This window comes from Marinobacter sp. C7, from assembly GCF_022343555.1.
In the GTDB taxonomy this organism is placed as follows: Bacteria; Pseudomonadota; Gammaproteobacteria; order Pseudomonadales; family Oleiphilaceae; genus Marinobacter.
Window position 1 is genome coordinate 1 of the sequence record NZ_JAKQZH010000021.1, and the last position, 812, is coordinate 812.

The window sequence follows — 812 nt, forward strand, 5'->3', positions numbered from 1 at the left end:
CAGCTTCGGTGCATGGCTTGAGCCCCGGTACATTTTCGGCGCAAAGACCCTTATTTAGACCAGTGAGCTGTTACGCTTTCTTTAAATGATGGCTGCTTCTAAGCCAACATCCTGGTTGTTTTGGGATCCTCACATCCTTTCCCACTTAGCCATGACTTGGGGACCTTAGCTGGAGGTCAGGGTTGTTGCCCTTTTCACGACGGACGTTAGCACCCGCCGTGTGTCTGCTGAACAGTACTCCATGGTATTCGCAGTTTGGTTAGGATCAGTAAGACGGTGAGTCCCCATAGCCCATCCAGTGCTCTACCCCCATGGGTATTCATTCAACGCTCTACCTAAATAGATTTCGCGGAGAACCAGCTATCTCCGAGTTTGATTGGCCTTTCACCCCTAGCCACAAGTCATCCCAATCTATTGCAACAGATGCGGGTTCGGTCCTCCAGTTGGAGTTACCCAACCTTCAACCTGCTCATGGCTAGATCACTCGGTTTCGGGTCTAATGCAGCTAACTAAATCGCCCTATTAAGACTCGCTTTCGCTACGCCTACACCTACCGGCTTAAGCTTGCTAGATACACTAAGTCGTTGACCCATTATACAAAAGGTACGCCGTCACCCTTGCGGGCTCCGACTGTTTGTAGGCATCCGGTTTCAGGTTCTCTTTCACTCCCCTTGTCGGGGTGCTTTTCACCTTTCCCTCACGGTACTGGTTCGCTATCGGTTATGCACGAGTACTTAGGCTTGGAGCGTGGTCGCCCCATGTTCGAACAGGATTTCACGTGTCCCGCCCTACTCAAGGACAATGACTATTCT

General features: G+C 51.0%; 1 rRNA gene. It reads right to left on the minus strand.

The features are described from left to right. Positions 1 to 812 (minus strand): 23S ribosomal RNA (locus MD273_RS18480); the annotation flags it as partial.